At 63.0% G+C, this 20,956-nt stretch carries 20 protein-coding genes; 13 read left to right on the forward strand and 7 right to left on the reverse strand.

Translation table 11 applies throughout. From position 1 onward, the window contains the following. Nucleotides 1-2: 2 nt before the first annotated feature. Complete coding sequence (locus VWZ87_RS18625) at nucleotides 3-719, forward strand: ATP-binding cassette domain-containing protein (RefSeq protein WP_416536613.1); 717 nt, start codon at nucleotides 3-5, stop codon at nucleotides 717-719. Beyond that, nucleotides 716-1,519 carry a substrate-binding domain-containing protein gene (locus VWZ87_RS18630; RefSeq protein WP_416536614.1) on the forward strand — a complete coding sequence of 268 codons (804 nt, stop codon included), beginning with the start codon at nucleotides 716-718 and terminating at the stop codon, nucleotides 1,517-1,519. The genes VWZ87_RS18625 and VWZ87_RS18630 overlap by 4 nt, the downstream gene beginning before the upstream one ends. Nucleotides 1,520-1,666: 147 nt before the next feature. Here the strand turns inward: VWZ87_RS18630 and VWZ87_RS18635 are convergent, their stop codons facing one another. From VWZ87_RS18635 to apbC, 3 genes are read right to left on the reverse strand one after another with little or no spacing between them, the layout of a single operon-like run. Next, nucleotides 1,667-2,143: a DUF6505 family protein gene (locus VWZ87_RS18635; RefSeq protein ID WP_416536615.1), complete on the reverse strand. Its 477-nt coding sequence runs from the start codon at nucleotides 2,141-2,143 to the stop codon at nucleotides 1,667-1,669. Next, a complete protein-coding gene (locus tag VWZ87_RS18640; RefSeq protein WP_340547535.1) occupies nucleotides 2,143-2,850 on the reverse strand; it encodes a DUF4444 domain-containing protein in 708 nt (235 codons plus the stop codon). Before VWZ87_RS18640 ends, VWZ87_RS18635 begins: the two co-directional genes overlap by 1 nt. A 13-nt stretch (nucleotides 2,851-2,863) precedes the next feature. Then, entirely contained in the window at nucleotides 2,864-3,928 is a 1,065-nt protein-coding gene (gene apbC / locus VWZ87_RS18645; protein WP_340547418.1) for an iron-sulfur cluster carrier protein ApbC, read from the reverse strand. 129 nt (nucleotides 3,929-4,057) lie between these two features. On the opposite strand from apbC, the gene VWZ87_RS18650 reads away from it, so the two are divergent. After that, complete coding sequence (locus VWZ87_RS18650) at nucleotides 4,058-4,840, forward strand: hypothetical protein (RefSeq protein ID WP_340547417.1); 783 nt, start codon at nucleotides 4,058-4,060, stop codon at nucleotides 4,838-4,840. 29 nt (nucleotides 4,841-4,869) lie between these two features. Here the strand turns inward: VWZ87_RS18650 and VWZ87_RS18655 are convergent, their stop codons facing one another. Next, complete coding sequence (locus VWZ87_RS18655) at nucleotides 4,870-6,819, reverse strand: 4Fe-4S binding protein (protein WP_416536616.1); 1,950 nt, start codon at nucleotides 6,817-6,819, stop codon at nucleotides 4,870-4,872. A 394-nt stretch (nucleotides 6,820-7,213) separates the two neighbouring features. On the opposite strand from VWZ87_RS18655, the gene VWZ87_RS18660 reads away from it, so the two are divergent. The 10 genes from VWZ87_RS18660 to VWZ87_RS18705 all read left to right on the forward strand — a co-directional run bounded on the left by VWZ87_RS18660 (nucleotide 7,214) and on the right by VWZ87_RS18705 (nucleotide 17,312). Next, the gene (locus VWZ87_RS18660; protein ID WP_340547534.1) at nucleotides 7,214-7,750 is read left to right on the forward strand and encodes a DUF3305 domain-containing protein; all 537 of its coding nucleotides are present in this window, start codon (nucleotides 7,214-7,216) and stop codon (nucleotides 7,748-7,750) included. Further along, a complete protein-coding gene (locus VWZ87_RS18665; protein ID WP_416536617.1) occupies nucleotides 7,747-8,511 on the forward strand; it encodes a DUF3306 domain-containing protein in 765 nt (254 codons plus the stop codon). The genes VWZ87_RS18660 and VWZ87_RS18665 overlap by 4 nt, the downstream gene beginning before the upstream one ends. Nucleotides 8,512-8,553: 42 nt before the next feature. After that, a complete protein-coding gene (locus tag VWZ87_RS18670; RefSeq protein WP_416536618.1) occupies nucleotides 8,554-9,201 on the forward strand; it encodes a TorD/DmsD family molecular chaperone in 648 nt (215 codons plus the stop codon). 59 nt (nucleotides 9,202-9,260) lie between these two features. Next, entirely contained in the window at nucleotides 9,261-9,452 is a 192-nt protein-coding gene (locus VWZ87_RS18675; protein WP_340547413.1) for a twin-arginine translocation pathway signal protein, read from the forward strand. Between the two features lie 107 nt (nucleotides 9,453-9,559). Beyond that, nucleotides 9,560-12,535 (forward strand): formate dehydrogenase subunit alpha, encoded by a 2,976-nt coding sequence (locus VWZ87_RS18680; RefSeq protein WP_340547412.1) that lies wholly within the window; start codon nucleotides 9,560-9,562, stop codon nucleotides 12,533-12,535. A 12-nt stretch (nucleotides 12,536-12,547) separates the two neighbouring features. After that, nucleotides 12,548-13,141 carry a formate dehydrogenase FDH3 subunit beta gene (gene fdh3B / locus VWZ87_RS18685; RefSeq protein WP_014875661.1) on the forward strand — a complete coding sequence of 198 codons (594 nt, stop codon included), beginning with the start codon at nucleotides 12,548-12,550 and terminating at the stop codon, nucleotides 13,139-13,141. 94 nt (nucleotides 13,142-13,235) lie between these two features. Beyond that, a complete protein-coding gene (locus VWZ87_RS18690; protein ID WP_416536619.1) occupies nucleotides 13,236-14,483 on the forward strand; it encodes a formate dehydrogenase subunit gamma in 1,248 nt (415 codons plus the stop codon). Nucleotides 14,484-14,489: 6 nt separating this feature from the next. Beyond that, a complete protein-coding gene (locus tag VWZ87_RS18695) occupies nucleotides 14,490-15,824 on the forward strand; it encodes a c-type cytochrome (protein ID WP_416536620.1) in 1,335 nt (444 codons plus the stop codon). Nucleotides 15,825-15,828: 4 nt separating this feature from the next. After that, nucleotides 15,829-15,954 (forward strand): hypothetical protein, encoded by a 126-nt coding sequence (locus tag VWZ87_RS18700; RefSeq protein WP_340547409.1) that lies wholly within the window; start codon nucleotides 15,829-15,831, stop codon nucleotides 15,952-15,954. Continuing rightward, a complete protein-coding gene (locus tag VWZ87_RS18705) occupies nucleotides 15,951-17,312 on the forward strand; it encodes a sigma-54 dependent transcriptional regulator (protein WP_340547408.1) in 1,362 nt (453 codons plus the stop codon). The genes VWZ87_RS18700 and VWZ87_RS18705 overlap by 4 nt, the downstream gene beginning before the upstream one ends. Before the next feature lie 51 nt (nucleotides 17,313-17,363). Here VWZ87_RS18705 and VWZ87_RS18710 read toward each other — a convergent pair whose 3' ends face one another. From VWZ87_RS18710 to VWZ87_RS18720, 3 genes are all read right to left on the reverse strand, one after another. Continuing rightward, nucleotides 17,364-19,334, reverse strand: a complete 1,971-nt coding sequence (locus VWZ87_RS18710) for a cache domain-containing protein (protein WP_416536717.1) — start codon at nucleotides 19,332-19,334, stop codon at nucleotides 17,364-17,366. A 161-nt stretch (nucleotides 19,335-19,495) separates the two neighbouring features. Continuing rightward, nucleotides 19,496-20,227: an SDR family NAD(P)-dependent oxidoreductase gene (locus tag VWZ87_RS18715; RefSeq protein WP_416536621.1), complete on the reverse strand. Its 732-nt coding sequence runs from the start codon at nucleotides 20,225-20,227 to the stop codon at nucleotides 19,496-19,498. Continuing rightward, the gene (locus tag VWZ87_RS18720) at nucleotides 20,224-20,955 is read right to left on the reverse strand and encodes an SDR family NAD(P)-dependent oxidoreductase (RefSeq protein ID WP_416536622.1); all 732 of its coding nucleotides are present in this window, start codon (nucleotides 20,953-20,955) and stop codon (nucleotides 20,224-20,226) included. The genes VWZ87_RS18715 and VWZ87_RS18720 overlap by 4 nt, the downstream gene beginning before the upstream one ends. Between the last annotated feature and the right edge of the window lies 1 nt (nucleotide 20,956).

Consider the following 20,956-nt stretch of genomic DNA (forward strand, 5'->3'; position numbering starts at 1 on the left):
AGGTGAGCAGTCTTTTTCCGCTGGTTGTCGAGGCGGCGCAGGTGCGCCGTCGTGGCAAGACACTGATCGGTCCGGTGGATCTGCGGCTGGACGGACAGGGGACGACCATCGTGATCGGGCCGAATGGTTCGGGCAAGACCTCCCTGCTGAAGATGCTGCATGGCATCCTGCGACTGGGGCAGGGGCGGATCAGCTGGGGCTGCGCCATGGCCGAAGCCCAGCGGCGCCAGGCCTTTGTGTTTCAGACGCCGGTGATGATGCGCCGCTCTGTGGTGGAAAATATCGCCTATCCGCTGCGGCTGAACCGGGTGGCCCGCAAGGTGGCGCTGGCCGAGGCCGAGATCTGGGCTGAGCGGATCGGTCTGGGCGGCGATGCGCTGCACCGGCCTGCGGTGCTGCTGTCGGGCGGTGAGCGGCAGAAACTGGCGCTGGCTCGGGCCCTGATCCGCAAGCCGCAGCTGCTGTTCCTGGATGAGCCTTGCGCCTCGCTCGACGGGCGCGCCACTCGCGAAATCGAGGAGATCCTGACCGAAGCGGCAGCGGCAGGCACCCGGCTGATCATGTCGACCCACAATATGGGTCAGGCGCAGCGTCTGGCGGATGAGGTGCTGTTTGTTCTGCACGGTCAGATTGCCGAGTTTTCAGCGGCGGAGGCATTTTTTACCCGGCCCCATACCGAACAGGGCCGCGCATTTCTAAGAGGAGATATTGTCGAATGAAACGGATTGTGCTGGTGGCACTGGCTGCGCTGACAATGGCGACGGCGACGCTGGCGGAGGAGATGAAGCTGGCGGTGACCACATCCTTCCACAACTCCGGTCTGGCAGAGGTTCTGCTGCCGCAGATCAAGTCGGATCTGGGGCTGGAGGTGCAGCTGTTGGTGGTAGGCACCGGTCAGGCGATCCGTCTGGGCGAGGCGGGCGATGTGGATGCGATTCTGGTGCATTCGAAGAAGGCCGAGGAGGCGTTTTTGGCAGGCGGCAACGGCACCCATCGCCGCGAGATCATGTATAATGATTTCGTCTTTGTAGGCCCCAAGGCGGACCCGGCGGGCATTGGCCGCGCGCAGTCGGCAGCGGAGGCACTGCAAAAAGTGGCCGCATCCGAGGTGGCTTTTGTCAGTCGCGGCGATGACAGCGGCACCCACAAGAAAGAGCTGAGCCTGTGGGCCGCGGCGGATCTGTCACCTGACGGATTTGGCGGCTGGTACAACGCTGTTGGCGCAGGCATGGGGGCCGCGCTGAATACAGCCTCTGGCATGGGGGGCTACATCATGTCGGACCGCGCAAGCTGGCTCAATTTCGCCAACAAGGGCGATCTGGCGCTGCTCTATGCGGGGGATCCGGTGCTGTTCAACCAATATGCCTATCTGCCGGTCAACCCGCAGAAACACCCCCATGTGAAGGCAGAATCCGCAGCCCGGCTGGAAGGCTGGCTGGTGTCGGATACCGCCAAGGAGCTGATCAACGGCTACCAGATCAATGGCGAGGCGCTGTTTGTGTTCAACGCGGCGCCATAGGCGATAGCGGCATCCACAGCACAGCGGTTGCAATGTGCAGACGCCGCGCCTGAGCGCGGCGCCTGGCCCAACGGGAGCGGGGGGCTTTGACCCGCCGCACTCCGGGCGGGAGGGGCCGGTTGCGGGCTTCGCGCCGTGCGTGGTCAATCAGTCGTCGGTCACATGGATGGCGAATTGTTCCAGGCCCGCCTCCTGCGGCTCGATGCTGCGATAGCTTTCCTTGACGCCCGCCTCTGTCAGCTCGCGCATCACCGTCAGCAGCGTATTGGGCGCGTGATCGGCGCAGAGTTCCGCCATATGTGTCAGCTCTTCCGCAGCCACCGGGCGGGCGGCGGCCAGATCCGGGGCGCCGTAGTAGCTGACGAAATGCGCGGCCAGCAGATCGGTGAGGCCTGCCAGCTCGCTCTCCTCGATCCGCGTCACCGCAACGAAGGTGACACGCCCGCCGGTTTCCAGCCCCATCCAGCCATTGGCAAAGGCCTGGCGTTGCTTGCCGATCAGATCGGCCTCTTCCCAGTTGGAAAACTCAAACCCGCCCGAAATACACCATTCGCCGGTGCGGGCCGGGCTGGCAAAGACGTTCTGATCGCTCTCGTCGAAATGAATGGCGCGGGCAAGCTGCATCACGGTGTCTCCAGTAGGGTGGTCAGGGGGATCAGATGGGTTGTCGCCTCGTCCCGCAACAGCAGGCCGAAATCTTCGTCCACGCCGAGGAAGGTGCCATTCAGGCCCGCATGGGTGACGGTTTCGCCAATATCCTGGGCAAGGCCGCGCCAGGTCGTGTGCACCGGCTCCGTGCCGTCCTCTTCCCAGCGGTTGATCCAGTGCAGCGCGTGGCGGGCCCAGCTTTCCAGTAACTGGCCTGCATCCACATCGGCGCAGCCCTCGGCATAAAGCGCGGTATCCTCGGGACGATCGCCGGTTTCCCCGTCGCTCGGCGGCCAGAGCGGCAGGTCGAGGCCGATGACCAGCCAGTCTGGCACCTCTGATGGCGCGGTTGTACTGGCGGCGGCACGCAGCCGGCCGCAGCGACCGCCATTGATGCGCAGACCGCCGTCCCATTGCAGATGCACCGCCACCTCGGGCGGGGCCAGCGCGCCAAGGGCGTTTTGCAGTGCAATACCGCAGACCGGAAGCATGGTCATGGCCTGCCGCAGGGCAACCTCGGGCGCAAAGACAAAGGCCGCCTGAAGCCGGTCATGCAGCAGGTTATGCACCACCAGACCTGCGTCGCAGCCCAGAACCGCCTTCTGACAGGCGATGGCAAAGGGATCGTCGGCCCCGCTGAGCGCGAGCCCCTCCATCAGGGGGGGGAAGCTGAGGTCGCTCATTTCGGCCATCGGATCAGGCCTGACCCTTGGCGATCAGATCTGCCGCCAGATCATGGAACGCCTTGGCCTGCGCGCTGTCGGGTTTGCTGACCGCAATCGGCGCGCCACCGTCGGCGGCAACGCGCACATCCAGATGCAGCGGGATCTCCGCCAGCAGCGGCACATTCAGTTTCTCAGCCTCGGCAGCAACGCCGCCATGGCCAAAGACATGTTCCTCATGCCCGCAGTTGGAGCAGATATGCGTGGACATGTTTTCCACCATGCCGATGATCGGCACGTTGAGTTTCTGGAACATGTCGATGCCTTTGCGGGCGTCGATCAGCGCCACATCCTGCGGGGTGGACACCACGATGGCGCCGTCCACATGCGCCTTTTGCGCCAGCGTCATCTGCACATCACCGGTGCCCGGCGGCAGGTCCACGATCAGCACGTCCAGCGCGCCCCATTGCACCTGCATCATCATCTGCTGGAGGGCCCCCATCAGCATCGGGCCGCGCCAGACAACCGCCTGATCCTCGTTGGTCATCAGGCCGATCGACATCATGGTGACCCCGTGGTTGCGCATCGGCAGGATGGTTTTGCCATCCGGGCTGGCGGGCCGACCGGAGACCCCCAGCATCCTGGGCTGCGAAGGGCCGTAGACATCAGCATCAAGCAGGCCGACACGGCGGCCCTGAGCGGCCAGGGCACAGGCGATATTCGCCGAAACCGTGGACTTGCCGACGCCGCCCTTGCCGGAGGCAACCGCGATGATCCGGTCGACGCCGGGAATTTTCTGCGGCCCCTGCGGCTGGGCGGCCGGTTTGGGCTTCAGGTCCGGCGGCGCCTTTTCGGAATGGGCCGTCAGCATGGCCGAAACCTTGCCCGCGCCGGGCAGCGCCGTCACCTTGGCGTCGGCTTCATCGCGCACGGGCGCGTAGATATCGGATTTGGCCGGGTCGATTTCCAGCACAAAGCGGACTGTGCCCTCTTCGATATTGAGCGCGCGGACGATGCCAGCGGCGACGATATCGCTGCCGGACACCGGGTCTTTGATGGTCTTGAGCGCCTCTAGGACAGTTTCACGAGTGAGGGACACGCCGGGGTTGCTCCTTATTGGGGCGAGCTTGGTCTAAGCTGGCTTGATTATTTTTGATGGCCTGCGGGGCTTTTGGCCCCGGCTGTAACGGCTCTTGACGGGGATGTAGGTGGTTTCCTAGCATTTCATATGGTCTGGGTATGTACTCTTTTGCGCGGTTACGCGGGAATACTGGCGATAATTCTGCTTGCGCTGATCCTGCGACCGGCCAGCGGACAGGCCGAGAGCGATCCGGCAAAGCTGCGACTGGCCGCGCCTGCGCCACTGGTGGAGACCGGGGTGCTGGGGTTTCTGTTGCCGCGGTTTTCGCTGAAGACGCAGGTGCGGATCGAACTGGTCGACAGCAATGATGTCGCCGAGATGATGCTGGGCACGACCGGCCAGCCCGTGATGGAGGGGGACGGGACCGTCTGGCATCTGGAGCTGATCGCGCCGGATCACGCCGGGGCGCGGCGCTTTGCAGACTGGCTGACCTCTGATGTGGGCGCGCGCACGATCGCCGCCTTTGCCCCCGAGGGGCGCCAGATGTTCCGGGTGCCGAAGCAGGCACAGGCCGCGGTGGCTGTGACCACATGGGACGGCGACGCCGGACGCGGATACGATCTGTCCAAATCCCACTGCGGGCGCTGTCACGCGGTGGAGGAGGCCGGACGGATCAACAGTATCGGCTCGACCCCGTCGTTCTATGTGTTGCGCAGCCTCGCCAATTGGGAGGAGCGGTTTCAGGCCTTCTACGCGCTGAACCCGCATCCCGCCTTTACCCAGATTGCCGAGATCACGCCGCCCTTCGACGAGGCACGCCCCTCGCCGATTGTTCCGGTCGAACTCACGCTGGACGAGCTGGAGAATATCCTCGCCTATGTGGCCGTGCTCAGCCCCGCGGATCTGGGGGCGCCGTTGGAGCATAAGTAGCGTCATCATCTTATCGCGGCATTTCGGGATCAGTGATCCTTGCGTTTGCTGAGGTAGTCCTCGGTGGTGCGGACACGGGGGCGCTCCGCGCCTGCAAAGGGCGAGTTCTTTTGATGGAACTGCGCGTTGACCCGGCAATTGTCACACATCTGGATCATCCGGGCGGCATCCGGGTTGGCGAACATCGAATGTTTCCCGGCCAGTTTCTCGGTGATCTTGTCGATGGTGGATTTGACGCCGAAGAGCGAACCGCATTCGACGCAGGCAAAGGGTTCTTCCTCGTGCAGGACCACCTGTGACAGCGCGTCGGATGTCAGGTTCAGGCGTGGCTCGTAGCGGATCGCGTCCTCCGGGCAGACATTGGCGCAGAGACCGCATTGCAGACAGGCATCCTCCTGAAAGCGCAGCTGCGGCAGGTCCGGGTTGTCCCCCAGCGCGCCGGAGGGGCAAAGTGAGACACAGGAGAGGCAGAGCGTGCATTTGTCGGTGGCGACCAGAACAGCGCCATAGGGGGCGCCTTCGGGCAGGGGCAGCGTTTCGGCTTCGGGCAGCAGAGCCTTGGCGGCCTGACGGGTGATCTGGCGCCGTGTGCCCATCGGGCGCTGCGGGGTTTCCACCCGCGCCTGAGCGCCGCTGCGGTCAAAGAGGCGGTCGCTTAGCTGGTCCGGGTCGTTCAGCTCCAGCAGATGCAGGTAGGGCCCGGCAATCGCCGTGGCCAGAGCCAGCTCGTGGTCCTGCACGTCGCGCTCAGCCCTGGGCGAGAGCAGCACCGAAACCTCGGCGAAACCGGCAGCGAGGGCGGCGAGGGCTTCGGCGTGACCAAAACTGTTGAGCGCCTCAACCGACAGGGGGATCACATCCGCCGGCAGGCCGCGGCCGTGGCGGGCGGCCAGCTCGACCATCTGATCACCGTGCTGATCGACCACCAGCAGGCGGGGGGCGCTGCCACCAGCCTCTGCATATGCCTTGGCCAGGGTCTGGATCCGGCGCATCAGCGCATCGGTTGGCGGCGCGTCATAGGTGATTGCGCCGGAGGGGCAGAGCACGGCGCAGGAGCCACATCCGGCGCAGATCATCGGGTCAATGCTGACATGATCGCCGGCCGGGCTGATGGCACCGGTCGGGCAGACATCGAGGCAGCGGGTGCAACCGGTCTGCTCGGCGCGCGAATGGGCGCAAAGCAACGGCTCGCTGCGCACGTAGAGGGGTTTTTCGAAAGTGCCGACCAGCTGGCTGGCGCTCAGCGTGGCCTCGGCGACGGCCGGGGCGGACTTTGGATCGGCGCGCAGGTAGCCGTCACGTTTTTCGGGCGCGGGAAACAACGGCTGGACGCCGCGCAGGTCGAGAATGATATCGCAGACCGACTGCCCGCCGTCGCGGGCTTCGTCCCAGGTCCAGCTGCGCCCAGTGACGTCCAGCTGTTGCAGCCGGTCGATGGTGACGGAAAACTGTCCCAAGGCGCCTCGCGCGTGGCGCAGCTGGCCGGAAATCACATCGTAGGCGCGGCTATGAGGGGGGTCGCTCGGCGTCTCGAGAAGCACGGTCACCGCGAGGCTCTCCTGCAGCCGCTCGGCTGCGACATAGGCCACCTCCGGCGCGCCAAGGATCAGGCAGAGCCCCTCCGAATGCAGGTCTATGGTCTTTGACAGGGGCGGTGTCAGCGTTGCCTCAGCAATCAACGCGGTCATTTTGGGCAGCGTCGAGGCGGTATCGGCGGTCCATCCGGCCCGGTCGCGCAGGTCGACAAAGGCCGGGGCCGGCTGGTCGATTTCCTCTGCCAGTGCCTCGAAAATCCGGTGCTCCTGGGCGCAGCAAATAATTGCGTCCCCCTGCGAGATGGCCTGTGCCGCCTGTTCGATCTGATCGGTGCAAAGCGCTGAATGCAGCTTTGAACAGGGCAGGCCTGTGCTACGGGACAATGCCTCGGAATCGATTGATTGCGTTCCGGCACAATCACATAGAATCAATTGCTTAGACATGTTTTCTCCGCGTGTTTCTCGCTTGGTGAAAGCAGCAGAAATCCGCCACTCCGGGCTTAGACTAGGCATGTTTGCGCAAGCAGGTAAACCGCAATTTGCCGGTCAGCCGTGCCGCCGGGTGGCTCAGATGAGGCAAGTGATTCGCCGTGGCAAGGCATCGCGCTTCCCCTGCGTTAAGCCTGAGTGAATTAGTCGAATTAGACTTTTCGTCCGCACTGTCCAAAGGGGGCATGTCGGGCTGGTCAAATTGACCTTTGATGTTGATTTAACGCGCCATCAGCAAAAGTTATCTTCCCGTGTGGTCGCAGAATGCGGCACTGTTTTGTCAACCGAACTGACCAAATAGGGCGTTGACGTGTCTGAGACCGGGGATCGCAGTGCAAAGACGGATGTGATGCCGCTGGGTGTCGTCCTGCGGCGTCAGCCGGGGGTGACCCGTTGGGCGCGCTGGTCGTGGAAGGCAACCTCGGTGCTGCCGGGTGCGGCGCAGGCGGACTGGCAGCTGTTGCGCGAAGCGGGCGAGGTGCGGGAGTACCACGCCGCCACCCTGCCGCTGGAGCTGCACCGGAGCGAGGCCGAGGCCTATCTGCACGGGCTGACCGCGGAACCACCCTGCATCTATGTGGTCCTGCGCGACGGCGTGTCGGACGACCGGCCGCTTGAGGTGCTCTTGGTGACGGCCTCGCCCTATGAGGCGCAGGATTACGCCGACAACGGCGAGGATCTGGTGGAAAAAGTACCGATGCCGGACGGGCTGATTGCCTGGGTCCGCGATTTTGCGCAGCTGCATTTTCACGACGAGCCGTTCAAGAAACGGCGCCGGGACCGGGTCAAGACCGACGCCAGCGAGGACGGGATCGGCGATCCGCGCATCTCGCAGATGACCGATGTCTATCGCTCGCCCGCCCTGAAGAAGGCGCGCCTGTCATGAGCCGGGATGATTTCTGGTCCCGCCGCCGCGCCCGTGTTGCGGCCGAACAGGAGGCTGAGGCCGCCGAGGTCGCTGCTGCCGCACGTCAGGCCGCCGAAGAGGCGCTGGAGGAGAAAAGTGACGCCGAGATCCTGCAAGAGCTGAACCTTCCGGACCCCGATGAGATGCAACAGGGCGATGACTTCAGCGTGTTCCTGAAAGAGACCATTCCGGCGCGGATCCGTACCCGCGCCCTTCGCCGTTTGTGGACCAGCAATCCGGTTCTGGCCAATGTCGACGGGCTGTTGGATTACGGCGAGGATTTCACCGACAGCGCCATGGTGATCGAGAATCTTCAGACCGCATATCAGGTCGGCAAGGGCATGACCGCGCATGTAGAGGAGCTGGCGCGGCAGGCAGAAGAGGCCGCAGCCACGACCGCTGACACCGAGCAGGAGGCTGAAGCGCTGGCCGCTGAGGAGACGGTTGCGGCTGTCGCGCCGCATGAGGCAGCCTCATGCGACTCTTTGCAGGCCGGTGCTGGGCAGGCCGAGACAGCGCCGCTCGAATCCGTGCGCCGCCCGACCATGGGCTTGCAGTCGCCGTCAGATGGTGCCGATCCAGACCATGCACAGGAAGCGGCAGCCCGGATGCCGTCAATGCCGACAGCGGCTGATCCCGTCTTTGCCGCTGTTGCTGATCCCGTTCCCGATCCGGTGGCGTCGGCGCCGAGGCGTATGCGCTTCACTTTTGCCGCTGACACCAACGCACCCGTCACCTGACCCACCCGAAACCCAGACCAAGACCCCTGCGAGGAGACACATATGACCGCCGAGCACGCCCAGACAGAGACAGCCGAACAGACGGCCGGTCCTGCCATTCCGCAGGATGAAGACCGGCTGCGTGCGGATCTCTACAATTTTCTGGGCCTGATGCTGTCGGGGCCGCCGGATGAGATGCTGTTGGCGCAGATGGCCGGTTTATCCGGGGATGACACCGACTTGGGCACGGCGATCAACGCGCTGGCGAAAATCGCGCGGCTGACCAAACCTGCGGCCGCTGAGCGGGAGTTTAACAAGCTGTTCATCGGTCTGGGCCGTGGCGAGCTGCTGCCCTATGCCAGCTACTATCTGACCGGATTTCTGAACGAGAAACCGCTGGCAGCCCTGCGGCAGGACATGGCCGCGCGGGGCATGACACGGGCCCAGAATGTCTATGAGCCGGAGGATAATATCGCCTCCCTTATGGAGATGATGGGGGCGCTGATTGCCGGACGTTTCGGCACGGCAGCACCGCTGGGTGACCAGAAACAGTTCTTCAACAAACACATAGGCCCCTGGGCCGGGCATTTCTATTCCGATCTGGAGGCGGCGAAGAACTCGGTTCTTTATGCCGCCGTCGGTGCCGTGGGCCGGGTCTTCATGGAGATCGAGGCCGAAGGATTTCGAATGAGTGCGGAGCAATCCGCCTGAGCCGGGACGGCGTGCCGTCCTTAACCCACGTGAGCCAACCAACTGAGGAGGAGGATCACATGACCAGAAAGACCGAGGAGGCCCAGAGCCGCCGCGACTTTCTCAAGCTGGCAGCGACCACAACGCCGATTGCGGCGATTGCGGTGGCGACGACCGGCGGCACGGCCGAGGCGGCCGAGCCTGACCTGACATCGGAAGTGATGCAGGATACCGCGCACACCCGCGCCTATTACGACAGTCTCCGGTTCTGACCGACCGGTGATGTTTTGAACGCCCACGGCGACTGGTTGCGTGACGCCCGACTGCCAAAGGCCCCCGATAACCCAGCGAACCCGTAAGGGAAGCAAGGGAGGAACACATGCTTAGGAAAAAGACCAACGGGGTTGCGCGACGCCCCCAGCGGACCAGTATCCTGTCCAAGGTTGCAGAAAGCTCCGTTGACCGCCGCGCGTTTCTGCGCGGATCCGGCCTCGCGATTGGTGGGCTTGCCGCCATCAGCGCCACCGGTGGATCCGTCACCAAGGCCAATGCCGCCACGGCTGCGGCTGGCGCGGTGGAAACCGTCAAATCCGTCTGCACCCACTGCTCGGTCGGCTGTACCGTCGTAGCAGAGGTGCAGAATGGCGTCTGGACCGGTCAGGAACCCGGTTGGGACAGCCCGTTCAACCTCGGCGCCCATTGTGCCAAGGGGGCCTCCGTGCGCGAACACGCCCATGGAGAACGCCGTCTGAAGTACCCGATGAAGAAAGAAGGCGGGGAATGGAAGCGCATCAGCTGGGAACAGGCGATCAACGAGATCGGCGACGGCATGATGCAGATCCGCGAAGAGAGCGGACCCGACAGCGTCTATTGGCTTGGCTCGGCCAAGCATAACAACGAACAGGCCTATCTGTTCCGCAAGTTCGCCGCCTATTGGGGCACCAATAACGTCGACCACCAGGCGCGGATCTGTCACTCGACCACGGTTGCGGGTGTTGCGAATACATGGGGCTACGGCGCCATGACCAACAGCTACAACGATATCCATAACTCCAAGGCGATCTTCATCATCGGCGGTAACCCGGCAGAGGCGCATCCTGTCTCGCTGCTGCATGTTCTGAAGGCCAAGGAGCAGAACAACGCGCCGCTTATCGTCTGCGATCCGCGTTTCACCCGCACGGCAGCCCATGCCGATGAATATGTGCGTTTCCGCCCCGGCACCGATGTGGCGCTGGTCTGGGGGATCCTGTGGCATATCTTCGAGAACAGCTGGGAAGATAAAGAATTCATCCGCACCCGTGTCTGGGGCATGGATCAGATCCGCGAAGAAGTGGCCAAGTGGACGCCCGAGGAGGTCGAGCGTGTGACCGGCACCCCCGGCAGCCAGCTGAAGCGCGTGGCGCGGACAATGGCCAACAACCGCCCCGGCACCGTGATCTGGTGTATGGGTGGCACCCAGCACACCACCGGCAACAACAACACCCGCGCCTACTGCATTCTGCAGCTTGCGCTGGGCAACATGGGCACATCGGGCGGCGGCACCAATATTTTCCGTGGCCACGACAACGTGCAGGGCGCAACCGACCTTGGCGTTCTGAGCCATACATTGCCGGGTTACTATGGCCTGTCGGCGGGCGCATGGGCGCATTGGGGCCGTGTCTGGGGTGAGGATAGCGAATGGCTTGCCGGTCAGTTCGACACCACCAAAGGGGCCGATGGCAAGGACAAGTCGATGCAGAACCTGACGGGTATTCCGGTCAGCCGCTGGATCGACGGTATTCTGGAAGACAAGGCGAACATAGACCAGCCCAATAACGTGCGGGCCATGGTCCTGTGGGGCCATGCGCCGAACTCTCAGACCCGTATGACGGAGATGAAGACGGCGATGGAGAAGCTGGACATGCTGGTCGTTGTCGACCCGTATCCCACCGTCTCTGCGGTGCTGCATGATCGCACCGATGGTGTCTATCTGCTGCCCGCCTGTACCCAGTTCGAGACCCGGGGTTCGGTCACCGCGTCCAACCGCTCCTTGCAGTGGCGCGACAAGATCGTCGATCCGCTGTTCGAAAGCCTGCCGGACCATGTGATCATCGCCAAATTCGCCAATAAATTCGGCTGGGGCGACCGGTTCTTCCGCAATATCGAGATGGAAGATGCCGAGACCCCGAATGTCGAAAGCGTCACCCGCGAATTCAACCGTGGTATGTGGACGATCGGCTATACCGGCCAGTCGCCGGAGCGGATGAAAACGCATATGGCCAATCAGCACACCTTTGACCGCACCACGCTGCGGGCGGTGGGTGGTCCTGCTGACGGCGATTACTACGGGATGCCCTGGCCCTGCTGGGGAACCGCTGAAATGGGTCACCCGGGCACGCCAAACCTCTATGACATGTCAAAACCTGTCTCCGAGGGCGGCCTGACCTTCCGCGCGCGCTTTGGTGTGGAACGGGATGGCGACAACCTGCTGGCAGAAGGTGTCTATTCCGCAGGCTCCGACATTCAGGATGGTTATCCTGAGTTCACCTATCAGATGCTGAAGGATCTGGGCTGGCACACCGAGCTGACCGCGTCCGAGCGGGCCTTTATCGCCAAGGCTGCCGGGGTGGATGGGTTTGCCGATTACACCCACGAAGTCGGCGAGCAGAGCATGTCGCCCTTCCCGTCGGACTATGACGACAAGGTGGCCAAGGTGAACTGGAAAACCGACCTGTCGGGCGGCATCCAGCGGGTTGCCATCGCGCATGAATGTGCGCCCTTCGGCAACGCCAAGGCGCGTGCCGTGGTCTGGACCTTCCCGGATCCGGTGCCAATCCATCGCGAGCCGCTCTATACCAACCGCCGGGATCTGGTCGAAGACTACCCGACATATGAGGACCGTCACGCCTACCGGCTGCCGACCCTCTATGCGTCGATCCAGAAGAACGACGTCTCCAAGGAATATCCGATCATCCTGACCTCAGGTCGTCTGGTCGAATATGAAGGCGGCGGCGAAGAAACCCGGTCCAACCCGTGGCTTGCGGAATTGCAGCAGGACATGTTCGTCGAGATCCACCCGCGCGATGCCAACAATATCGGCATTCGCGATGGCTCTCAGGTCTGGGTCGAAGGCCCGGAAGGCGGCAAGGTCAAAGTCATGGCAATGGTCACAGAGCGGGTCGGAGAGGGCGTTGCCTTCATGCCGTTCCACTTTGGTGGTCACTACCAGGGCACGGATCTGCGCGACAAATACCCGGATGGGGCTGACCCCTATGTTCTGGGCGAAAGCTGCAACGTCGCACAGACCTATGGCTACGACAGCGTGACCCAGATGCAGGAGACCAAATGTACTCTCTGCAAAATCAGCGCAGCATAAGGAGAAAGAGATATGGCAAGAGCGAAGTTTCTCTGTGACGCCGAACGCTGCATTGAATGCAACGCTTGCGTGACGGCCTGTAAGAACGAGCATGAGGTGCCCTGGGGCATCAACCGGCGTCGGGTGGTGACCATCAATGATGGCAAACCCGGCGAGCGGTCGATCTCGGTCGCCTGTATGCATTGCTCGGACGCACCCTGTATGGCGGTGTGCCCGGTCGATTGCTTCTACCAGAACGAAGAAGGCGTGGTCCTGCACTCCAAGGATCTCTGCATTGGCTGTGGCTATTGCTTCTACGCGTGCCCCTTTGGTGCGCCGCAGTATCCGCAGGCAGGCAACTTTGGCAGCCGCGGCAAGATGGACAAATGCACCTTCTGCGCCGGTGGCCCCGAGGAGACGCATTCCAATGCGGAATTCTCCAAATACGGGCGCAACCGGATTGCAGAGGGCAAGCTGCCCATCTGCGCCGAGATGTGCTCAACCAAGGCGCTGTTGGCCGGTGACGGCGATGTCGTGTCTGCGGTCTACCGCGAACGCGTTGTCGCCCGTGGCTTTGGCTCGGGTGCCTGGGGCTGGGGGACAGCCTATGACCAGAAGGGCGGCTGATCAGCCCTCTTTGACATGAAGGGATGGCCCGCCCGCGCGGGCCGTCCTGTTTTCCTGTTCAGTTTCCAAGACAACCCATGAAGGAGTGTGGCCCATGCTGCGCATCGCCTTTGCAATTCTGATGCAACTGACGCTGATGGCGGGGATCGCTGCGGCGCAGGACACCCAGGGTGCCCCTGCGGCGGAGGCGGTGCCGGATCGCAGTGCCACGGGTGGGGCGCAGACGCTGGAGGATATCCTGGCCCGTCAGCGCGGCGAAAAAATCGACGACAGTTTCCGCAGCGACGATACCGGTGCGGGCGCGATTGGCGCCGGGATCACGCAACAGCTGGGCACGCTCGGTGGGGCCTCCGATCCCGAACTCTGGCGCGCAATCCGCTACAACGCGGCAGATCTGCGGGTCTCGGCGGGGGGCGATGTTGCCACTGTTCTGGTGCAGGATGGCGGTATGCGCTGGCTGACTTTCCGCGATGGGCCGCTTCGCACCTATGGTGGCTGGCTATTGCTGGGCACGATAGGCTTCCTGGCGCTGTTCTATCTGCTGCGCGGCCGTATTCGCATAGACGAGCCCTCCACCGGACGCACGGTCACCCGCTTTCAGTTCATCGAACGCTTTGCCCATTGGATGCTGGCGGGATCCTTCATTCTGCTGGGCGTTACCGGATTGGCCAGCCTGTTTGGCCGGATGGTGATCGCCCCCTATCTGGGCAAGGAGATCAACGCGGGCCTGCTGATCTGGAGCAAATGGGTCCACAACAATGTTTCCTGGGCGTTCATGCTGGCGCTGATCATGGTGTTTGTCATGTGGGTGGCCCACAATATCCCCAACCGTACGGATCTGGTGTGGATCCGCCAGATGGGCGGCATTGTCGGCAAGGCCCATCCGCCCGCTAAGAAGTTCAACTTTGGCCAGAAGCTGATTTTCTGGTCGGTGATTGTTCTTGGAACCTCCATTTCGGTTTCGGGCCTGTCGCTCCTGTTCCCGTTTGAGATGCCGCTCTTTGCCAAGACCTTTGCCATCTTGAATGATCTCGGCCTGCCGCAGCTGGTGGGTTATGGCACCCTGCCGGTTGACCTTGCACCGCAGGAAGAAATGCAGCTGGCCCAGAGCTGGCACGCCATTATCAGCTTTGTGCTGATGGCGATTATTCTGGCGCATATCTACATCGGCTCGCTGGGCATGGAAGGTGCCTTTGACGCGATGGGAGCCGGCGACGTGGACGAGGCTTGGGCGCATCAGCACCACTCCATCTGGTTGGAGGAAATGCGCGAAAAGGGCGAAGTCACGCCAGAGGGCAGCAGCGGTAGCGGCAGCGCCAAGGGCGCAACACCGGCGGAGTGACCGGCGGTGTGGTGCCGCCTGTCAGCGCTGGTCCTGCGGACGGGCTATCTGTGGGCCGCCTGCGCTGCGACTGTTCTGGCGCTGCCCGCAGGTGCCGATCCGGCCGACGGGGATGAGTTCACCACGTTGAAAGGCCACGGCGGCCCGGTGATGGCCTTGGCGGTGTCGCCTGAGGGTCAGGTGGCCACCGGCAGTTTCGACAATGCCGTGGGCCTGTGGAGCGATCGCACGCCACGCTGGCTTGAGGCCCATGATGCAGCGGTCACCGCTCTGGCCTTTGTCGATGCCGGTCGTCTGGTCACCGCGGGGGATGATTTCGCGCTCTACCTGTGGCCGAAGGGCGGCCAACAGGCCGAGCTGATCGGCCGCCATCTGGGCAAGATCCGGGCGCTGGCCATTGCCCCTGACCGCGAAATGCTGGTGTCGGCGAGCTGGGACGGCAATATCGGCCTCTGGCCATTTGACGGAGGAGCGGAACAGCGCATAGCGGTTGGCAGCGGCATCAATGACGTGTCAATCGGACCAGGGGGGGCGATTTATGCTGCCACGATGGAGGGGCAGATACTGGTCTACGAGGACGCAGGCCAACCGCCCCGGCGCCTGGTCGATCAGGGCTTTGGCATCAACCAGCTGGCGCTTGGCCCCGGTGGCGACTGGCTGGCCTATGGGGCTGTGGATGGCGCGACGCGCGTTGTCGACACACAGACCGGCGAGCCTGTAGCCGATTTCACGCTGGAGCGACGGCCTATCCTTGCAATGGCCCATCATGAGGGCACCGCGCGGCTCGCCGTCGGGGACGGGCAGGGCTATATCATGATGGTGGACACCGAGACCTGGCGCATCAGTGCCGATTTTCGCGCCACCCGCGACGGGCCGGTCTGGGCGCTGGAGTTTGCGCCGGACGGGCAGACCATCTGGGCCGCCGGGCTGGATGATCTGGCCTATGGCTGGCCGGTTGACCTGATGGGAGAGGCCGAGGCGCAGATGACAGGCAACCGCGGGTTCCTGAAGGACCCAGAAACGATGCCCAACGGCGAACGGCAGTTCATGCGGAAATGCTCGATCTGCCACGCGCTCGGGCCCGGTGAGAGTCGCAAGGCGGGACCGAGCCTATATGATGTTTTTGGTCGTCCCGCCGGCACGCTGGCGGGTTATCGCTATTCGCAGGTCCTTGATGGATCTGATATAATCTGGGGAGAGGCGACAATTGATGCCCTCTTCGATCTGGGGCCGGATCACTATATCCCCGGCTCCAAGATGCCGATGCAGCGGATTACCGATCCGCAGGACCGGCGCGATCTGATTGCGTTTCTGAAACGCGCAACCAAGGTGGAGAAGTAACACAATGAAAGCCATGTTGACGGGGTTTGCCGCCATCATCGTGATCGCCGCCGGCGCCAATCTGGCACTGGATCAGGCGGGGTTCGCCTCTTATGAGGTGCATTCCGGACCGGCCGTCCGACTGGATTGACCGTGCTGACAACCGCGCCGCCGCCCCGCGATGAATATGGGGAAAACCTTGCCGGTGCGTCGATCCTGGTGATCGATGACGAACCAGGTATGCGCAATTTCATGACCAAGATCCTGACCCCCCGCTGCAAGCGGGTGGAGCAGGCGGCGTCTGCCGCGGAGGCGTCCAATATTCTGGATCAGGCGCATTTCGACCTGATCATCCTCGACAATATCATGCCCGGCAAAACCGGGCTGGAATGGGTGCAGGAACAGCATAAGGTCGGCCTGTTTGCCGATACGGTGCTGGTCACCGCCTATGCGGATCTGGAAACTGCCATTCAGGCGTTGCGGGTCGGGGTGGCGGATTTCGTGCTGAAACCGTTTCGCGCCAATCAGATCCTCAATTCCGTGGCACGGGCCCTGGACCGCAAGCATCTGCGGCGGGAAAACTACCTGCTGAAACATGCGCTATCGGCGGAGGGCACCGCTGCGCGGGGGCGTTTGCTGGGGAAATCTCCTGCGATTCAGACCGCGCGTGACATGATTACCCGGCTGGCGCCGCTGCCGACGCCTGTGTTGTTCACCGGCGCCAGTGGTACCGGCAAGGAAATCGCGGCGCGGACGCTGCATTCGCTGTCGGACCGCGCGGAGAAGCCGTTTGTGGCGGTGAACTGCGCGGCCATCGCGCCTGATCGCATCGCGCATGAGCTGTTCGGTATGGTGGATTCGCAGGACCGCCGACAGGACGGACTGTTTCTTTATGCTGATGGCGGCACGCTGTTTCTGGACGAGGTGGCCCAGATGCCCGAACAGGTGCAGGCCGCGCTGCTCCGCGTGCTGGAGGACCAGCGCATCCGGCCGGTCGGCGCAGAGCGCGATATCCCGCTGAACCTGCGGTTCCTGTTTGCCACCAATGCCGATCTGGAACAGGCCGTGGCCGAGGGCCGTTTCCGTGCCGATCTCTATCACCGGATCAATATCGTCAACATCCAGATGCCACCGCTGCGTGAACGGGTTGAGGATATCGTGGAGCTGGCGGCGCTGTTTATGGAGCAGTTCTCTACCACGCTGGCCATGCCTGCGCTGGAGCTCGACGCTGAGACCCTGCTGAAATTCAGCCGCTACGACTGGCCCGGTAATGTGCGTGAGCTGCGCAACCTGATTGAACGGTCGGTCATTCTCGGCGCCTTTCCTGAGGAGTTCGCAGGCACCGGCGGGATCACGGGCAGTGCTGCGATGGATACGCTCGATCTGGTGATGCAGCGTCATATCGTGCATGTGCTGGATGCCTGTGACGGCAATCGCGCCGAGGCCGCCCGCCGGTTGGGGGTTTCGCGGAAAACGATTGATCGAAAATGCGCCAGTTGGGGGCTGTGATATCATCCGAGCGATAGGTGGATGGACGGCCAGCGTGTCGCGGGCTGTGGCTCAGTCCCCGGCCTTGACCGCAGGCAGCCAGATCGAAAAGACGGCGCCTTTGATCTCCCCGTTCTCAATCCGGGTGTCGGCCGAAATCACCCCGCCGGCGCGCTGAATCAGGGTCTGGCTGATCGACAGCCCCAGCCCGGTGCCTTCGCCCAGTTTGGTGGTGTAGAACGGGTTGAACACCGACGGCAGATCTTCGGCAGCGATGCCCGGCCCGGTGTCCGAAACCTCAAGACAGGCGCCGCTGACACCGTCGCGCTCCATCGGCCTCAGGGCCAGCAGGAGCCTGCCGCAGCCCTCCATGGCCTGCGCCGCGTTGAGGATCAGGTTGATCACCACCTGCTGCAATTCGCCCGGGTCTATGCGAACCGGTGGCGTTGCGGCGAACTGTTTTTCAACGGTAATGGCCTGTTTGGTGATCACGTGATCGACCAGCACCAGACAGTCGGAGACAACCGGGGCCAGATCCAGGCTTTCCTCGAAGGTGCCAAATTCGGTGGGGCGCGCAAATTGCAGCAGTTTGCCAACGATGGCGCTGATCCGCAGGATCTGATCGTCAATCAGCGCCAGCTCGGTGTCCACCTCCTCGGCGGCGGCGCCCAGGGTCATCCGCATCACATCGACGTTGCCCTGGATCACGGCGACGGGATTGTTGATCTCATGCGCCACACCGGCTGTGATCTCGCCGATGGAGGCGAGTTTCTCACTCATCACCAGCTGCTTATAGGTTGCCTCCAGTTTTTCGTTGGCGGCGCGCAGTTCGGCGGTGCGCTGGTCGACACGCGCGTTCAGCTCCTCTGCCCAGTCGCGCAGTTTCTGGTCACGATCCTGAACCTGATCAAGCAGGCTGTCGAGATGGGCCGCAACCTGTCCGATCTCGTCACGGCGCCCGACATTGCCGTTGCGCGCGGTCAGATCGCCACGTTCGACACGGGCCATGGTGTGGCTCATCTGCTCAAGCGGCGCAAAGATCCCTTTGGCCAGCCACAGGAACAGGGGCGCGGACAACAGCAGAACGGACAGGAATGACAGCACCACAGTCCAATAGGCGGAGAGTTTGGCCGCCGCAAAGGGCGCCTCAAGGAAGCCGACATACAGCATCCCAACGCGACGCCCGAAGCTGTCGGTGAGCGGCAGATAGCCGGAGATATACCAGTCGTTCACCACAAAGGCACGGTCGAGCCAGGTCTGCCCCTCACCCAGCACCGCATCGCGCACCGCCTGCGAAACCCTGGTGCCAAGCGCGCGGACGTCTTCAAACAGGCGAACGTTTGTGGAGATACGGGTATCTTCCAAAAACAGTGTCGCGGTGCCCTTGCGGCTGATGCGATGACTGTCGCCCAGATAGACCAGGGCATTGATCGTATCGATGAAATCAAGATCCCGGTTCAGAAGCCGGCCCGCCACCAGCACGCCTTCACTGCCGTTATTGGTCACCGGCGCGGCGGAATGGATCACCATGCCGCGATCTTCCGCCGGTCGGGTTGTCGGCGCGGCGGCCTCGGTCTCGATCAGGGAAATACGGGCCCGGTCACGCAGGTCGGCAGAGATCTCATCCAGGTCCGCAGCGGAGAAAATGTCGATTTCCGAGGCCAGCCTGCCCTGCGCCGCGCGGTCGATCACCGGCCAGCGGCGCGCCTCGCGGTCGATATTGCGCAATGGCAGATAATAGAGGAAATCAAGCTGGAGGGATTGCCGCTGCTGGTCAAGAAACCGCAACTGATCCTGCAACGATGCGCGCAGGACCTCGGCAAACCGGGCCGAGCTGGCGATTGCTGCCAGATCATCGCCGGTATTGGCCTGCAACTGGCGCAAATACTGGTCGGCGATTTTCAGATCGCTTTCCACATTGACGATCAGAACATTGTCGTAATCCGCGTTCCAGCGCGCCATGGCCACGACCAGCAGCAGCGGCATCACCACGCTGAGCGGCAGAAGTGCGAGCAATAGGAGGCGGAGCCGGACGGATTTCAAGGCGGCAAGGTCCTGTAGGCAGCTGGCACATCGGGTGAGTCCGCAGAGCGCATGGCTGCGTGCGGTGTTCACCCACTGTCGCATGGGGCCTGCTGGATGAGCAAGTCCGGCGCTGTGTTTGATAACACGGTCGCCACGATCTGGTGGCGATCAGCCCATCATCAGGCTGGGATTTCCTTGCCGGCCCAGTCGAACACCCGCCCGCTGTCCTTGGCCGATAACCGGTCGATCACCTGGGCGAGGTAGGCCGCGGCCTGTTGTGGCTCGAACAGAGCGTCGTCGGAGACGTTCTTTGAAAAAGGTTCCGACAGCAGTGTTTTTACGGTGCCGGGATGCAGGCCGACACAGATCATCTCCTCGTTGCTGCGCGCGGTTTCGATGGCGTAGTTGCGGATCAGCATGTTCAGTGCCGCTTTGGAGGCGCGATAGGCGTGCCAGCCGCCGAGGCCATTGTCGCTGATCGAGCCGACCCGCGCGGACAGGGCGGCAAAGACCGCGCGCCCCTTGCGAGGCATGATCGGCAGCAGATGTTTGGCAATGATAGCGGGGGCAAAGGTGTTTATTTCAAACACCTTGCGGAACGCCACCGGGTCCTGCTGACGATAGGATTTCTCAGGCTTAAGCCCGGCCTCGTGCGAGAGAACCCCGGTTGCAACGACGACCAGATCAGGGGCGATCCCCCTGCGGCGCAGATCATCGGCAAACCCGGCCAGCTGGTCCTCATCCGTGATATCGGCGCGGTAGCTGTCGACGCCGGCCTTCGGTGGCAATGCGCCGCGCGCGACCGCCGTCAGGCTGGCGGGGTTTCGCGCCGCAAAATGGTCAACCATCGCCGACCCGATGCCACCGGAGGCACCGATAATGACGATGTGGCGCGGCGAATGGGGGCTCATTTTCCCGCCCCCATCAGGCGCAGGAACAGTTTGCGGGGAAGATGTTTGCCGATGGTGAAGACCCAGGCGAAGGGGGCGGGGAAACTGGTGCTGAAGCGCCCGCTTCGCATCGCTTTCAGGCAGGCATCTGCGGCCTCATCCGGGGTCTGGATCATCGGCATCTTGAAATCGTTCTTGTCGGTCAGACGGGTTTTGATGAAACCCGGATTGATCACCTGAACCTTTATGGGGGTCTGGATCAGATCGGCCTGGAGGTTCTCGGCCATGTGTATAACGGCCGATTTCGACGCGCCATAGCCGGTCGCTCCGGGCAGGCCCGTGTGACCGGCGAGTGAGCCGATCAGCACGATATGCCCTTCGTTGGCAGCGACCATCTGCGGTATGACGCGGCCAACCACACGAATTGCGCCCATGAAGTTCACGTCGCAGATCAGCTCGACCTTCTCGGCGTCCCAGTCCTGCGCAGGCATCGGGTCATAGGCCCCGGCACAGTAAAGGAGGCCATCCACCTTGCCGATCTGCTCCACGGCCCGGCTGATGGCGTCGGGATCGGTCACATCCAGTGGCAGGGCAGTGGCATTGCTCAGCGTGCCCGCCAGCTCCTGCAGGCGCTCTTCGCTGCGCGCTGACAGCACCAGCCGCGCGCCTGCGGCATCCAGCTTCTCGGCGATCGCACGCCCCAGCCCCTCGCTCGCGCCGACGATCCACCAGGTCTGTCCTGCAAACATC

Source organism: Phaeobacter sp. JH20_37 (genome assembly GCF_048056015.1).
Lineage (GTDB): Bacteria > Pseudomonadota > Alphaproteobacteria > Rhodobacterales > Rhodobacteraceae > Phaeobacter > Phaeobacter bryozoorum.